7 protein-coding genes are annotated in these 2,749 nt (G+C 50.4%); all 7 read left to right on the top strand.

The window, feature by feature from the left end; translation table 11 throughout:
- Window positions 1-332: 332 nt before the first annotated feature.
- Complete coding sequence (locus QZP87_RS00530) at window positions 333-968, top strand: Na+/H+ antiporter subunit E (RefSeq protein ID WP_291320974.1); 636 nt, start codon at window positions 333-335, stop codon at window positions 966-968.
- Entirely contained in the window at window positions 968-1,240 is a 273-nt protein-coding gene (locus tag QZP87_RS00525; RefSeq protein WP_291320973.1) for a monovalent cation/H+ antiporter complex subunit F, read from the top strand. The genes QZP87_RS00530 and QZP87_RS00525 overlap by 1 nt, the downstream gene beginning before the upstream one ends.
- Window positions 1,241-1,243: 3 nt before the next feature.
- Window positions 1,244-1,561: a monovalent cation/H(+) antiporter subunit G gene (gene mnhG, locus QZP87_RS00520; RefSeq protein ID WP_291320972.1), complete on the top strand. Its 318-nt coding sequence runs from the start codon at window positions 1,244-1,246 to the stop codon at window positions 1,559-1,561.
- Between the two features lie 3 nt (window positions 1,562-1,564).
- Entirely contained in the window at window positions 1,565-1,810 is a 246-nt protein-coding gene (locus QZP87_RS00515) for a hydrogenase subunit MbhD domain-containing protein (protein WP_291320971.1), read from the top strand.
- Window positions 1,807-2,100 (top strand): hydrogen gas-evolving membrane-bound hydrogenase subunit E, encoded by a 294-nt coding sequence (gene mbhE / locus QZP87_RS00510; RefSeq protein WP_291320970.1) that lies wholly within the window; start codon window positions 1,807-1,809, stop codon window positions 2,098-2,100. The genes QZP87_RS00515 and mbhE overlap by 4 nt, the downstream gene beginning before the upstream one ends.
- On the top strand, window positions 2,097-2,543 hold the full coding sequence (locus QZP87_RS00505; RefSeq protein ID WP_291320969.1) for an MnhB domain-containing protein: 447 nt from the start codon (window positions 2,097-2,099) through the stop codon (window positions 2,541-2,543). Before mbhE ends, QZP87_RS00505 begins: the two co-directional genes overlap by 4 nt.
- On the top strand, window positions 2,527-2,749 hold a 223-nt coding region (locus tag QZP87_RS00500), incomplete at its 3' end, for an NADH-quinone oxidoreductase subunit K (protein ID WP_291320968.1). The genes QZP87_RS00505 and QZP87_RS00500, both read left to right, overlap by 17 nt.

Raw genomic sequence — 2,749 nt, 5'->3', positions numbered from 1 at the left:
AGGATTTATCAAACCCGGATTCCTGTCAAGTATTTGTGAGAATTTTCTCTTGACAGAGATAACTAACCAGTCTAGGAGATCTCTTCACTTGAGCCTGAAAAGAATTTGTGCAAAATTTCACTTGACAGAAATATTATACCTGAATAAATCAGCATCTCGTGAGACGGATTGAGTGACGTGATGATTATTTGAAATCAACAAAAATAAAATTGCTACTTTGTGATTTTTTTATCTTGACAGTTTCATAAAAGATCTCTAAAAGTTCGAACCTGTTGAAACGGATACGAACCTAACTCGAACCTAAGCTTCAACCCCTAAAGAAGGTTCCCGATATGGCTCAAATCAGCTCCGGCGACAGCTCCCCACCAGGATTCCTGGTACAGCACAGGGGAATACTTATCCAGGCAGCATTGCTTATGGCCCTGTGGCTGGTCCTGAGCGGCCGCTTCTATCTTGAGCCCATCTTCTACGGGGCTGTTTCCGTAGCATTTGTTGTCTGGCTTAATCACAAGGCCCGCCTTATTCCCATCAGCAGCGGCGAGGTTTTGACCGGCAACCGCATCTATATCGGCAGACTCCTCAAATATATCCCCTGGCTCCTGTGGCAGATCGCCCAATCCGCCACTTATGTGGCCTATCTGACTCTGCATCCCAGAATGCCCATCAATCCAATGATAGTCCGTTTTGACTCCAGGCTGCCCAACCCCATAGCCAAAGTCATTCTAGGCAACTCCATCACCCTGACCCCAGGGACTCTGACCCTGGATATCCGGGGCAACCGTTTCATCGTGCATGCCCTGGTGCAAAAGCTGGAAGAAGATTTGGTCAGCGGAGATATGGAATCCCGGGTGGGCTGCCTCTATCTCGAACACTGCACTCCCGAGGAGATGTGCGACGATATCTGCATAATGGAAAGAGCCTGGGAAATAAAAAAGGCGGTGGAGCCCAAAGATAAGGGGGATGCCTGATGGATACCTTCTTTGTCCTTATCGCCGCAGCCCTGGTGATAGTCCTGCTCATCCCTTTTTATCGGGTGTTGAAAGGGCCGACGGTCTTTGACCGCCTACTGGGAGCTGCCGCCGTAGGAGCCAAGATCATCACCCTGGTGCTGCTCTTTGGTCTGGTGTACGGCCGTCCGGACATGTTTGTGGACATTGCCCTGGGATACGCTGTACTCAATTTTATCGCTGTAATCGCCGTGGCCAGGTATTTCCGGACCACATCATCCACGAGGTCCTGATCAATGCAGTTTATCACCAACTTCCTCGGTGTATTGTTAGTGCTTGGAGGCGCGCTTTTTATGCTCGCCGGAAGCATCGGACTCGTCCGTTTCCCCGATGTCTACTGCCGGGCCCATGCCGCCACCAAAGTGGATACCCTGGGAATAATGCTTTTTGTCCTGGGGCTGGTTTTCTTTGTAGGCTTCAGCCTGACAAGTTTAAAAATGATACTGGTGGCCGCCTTCGTGGCCCTGACCGCACCTGTGGCTGCTCATGCCCTGAGCCGCAGAGCGCTCATCCACGGGGTTAAACCATGGTCGAAAAAGCAAAAAGAGGGCTGAGCCATGCCGTGGGCAATAGAACTGATGCTTTTTATCATATTGATTGTGGCCGCATTAATTGCTTTACAGCTGAGAAACCTTCTGGCTGCTGTAATCACCCTGACCATTTACAGTTTCATTGTAGCCCTGATCATGATCTCTCTGGGTTCTGTGGACGTAGGCTTTACTGAAGCAGTGGTGGGTGCGGGCGTTGTAGGCATATACCTGGTAGTGGCCATTTTTAAAACCACAAGGAAGAGTTGCGATTGAAAGCGTTTCAATTCTTACTGCTTGCAGTCCTGACCGTTTTTTTGTTTTACACGGTTATGGACATGCCTCCCCGCGGTGATCTGGATGCTCCGGCGAGCCAGATAGTTAGTCCTGCTGACTCACAGGTGGCGGGAGCTTATTACATTAAATACGCCTACAAGGACACCCACACGCCAAACATGGTCTGCGTGGTGCTGGCAGATTACCGGTCAGTGGATACCCTGGGCGAGGTGGTAGTAGTCTTTGCCGGTGTCATGACCTGCTTTTTCATCTTAAGGAGAAGGCCATGATAACCCAGACCCAGAGTCCCATCATCGAAATAGCCGCCCGGGGACTGGCTCCGTTTATCCAGCTTCTGGGCATATACGTCTTTTTTCACGGTCACTACGGACCCGGCGGCGGATTCCAGGGCGGCGTGCTCCTGGCTGCCGGAGTGCTGCTTTTGCGCATGAGCATGGGCTCAGTGCACAGCCAAGCTCATGTATCCAGCAAAAAAACTGTGGCCCTGTGCGCGCTGGGAGCTTTCATCTTTGCCGCCACCGGAATTATCGCCATTCTGGGCGGCGGAGAATTCATGGATTATCACTATCTGCCCGTCCCTTTTCTGGAAGGTCCTGACCTTCGCTATTACGGCATACTCTTTGTCGAGCTGGGTATTACCATGGCTGTAATGACCGGCTTGGTAGCAATCTATGACGACGTATTGGGAATAGGCCATGCTGGAACTAATTGAAGGCTATTACGCCCATTTTTTTCTGATGCTTCTTTTTGTCATCGGACTGTACGCCATGATGATGAAGAAAAACCTGATTAAGAAAATCTTCGGCATGTCCATGATCCAGAGCGCGGCCATCCTGTTCTGGATCCTTGTGGCCTATAAAGAAAGGGCTACCGTGCCCATTCTGGATCCCAACATAAGCCTGAAAAACCCGGATATGT

Source organism: Desulfonatronospira sp. (genome assembly GCA_003563255.1).
GTDB lineage: Bacteria > Desulfobacterota > Desulfovibrionia > Desulfovibrionales > Desulfonatronovibrionaceae > Desulfonatronospira.
Note: the sequence above shows the minus strand (reverse complement) of the source record. Positions and strands in the feature narration are given on the sequence as shown.

Excerpts from the sequence above, each read along its gene's own strand:
- QZP87_RS00525 (WP_291320973.1), top strand. The coding sequence starts at position 968 with ATGGATACCTTCTTTGTCCTTATCGCCGCAGCCCTGGTGATAGTCCTG.
- QZP87_RS00505 (WP_291320969.1), top strand. The coding sequence starts at position 2,097 with ATGATAACCCAGACCCAGAGTCCCATCATCGAAATAGCCGCCCGGGGA.
- mnhG (WP_291320972.1), top strand. The coding sequence starts at position 1,244 with ATGCAGTTTATCACCAACTTCCTCGGTGTATTGTTAGTGCTTGGAGGC.
- QZP87_RS00515 (WP_291320971.1), top strand. The coding sequence starts at position 1,565 with ATGCCGTGGGCAATAGAACTGATGCTTTTTATCATATTGATTGTGGCC.
- QZP87_RS00530 (WP_291320974.1), top strand. The coding sequence starts at position 333 with ATGGCTCAAATCAGCTCCGGCGACAGCTCCCCACCAGGATTCCTGGTA.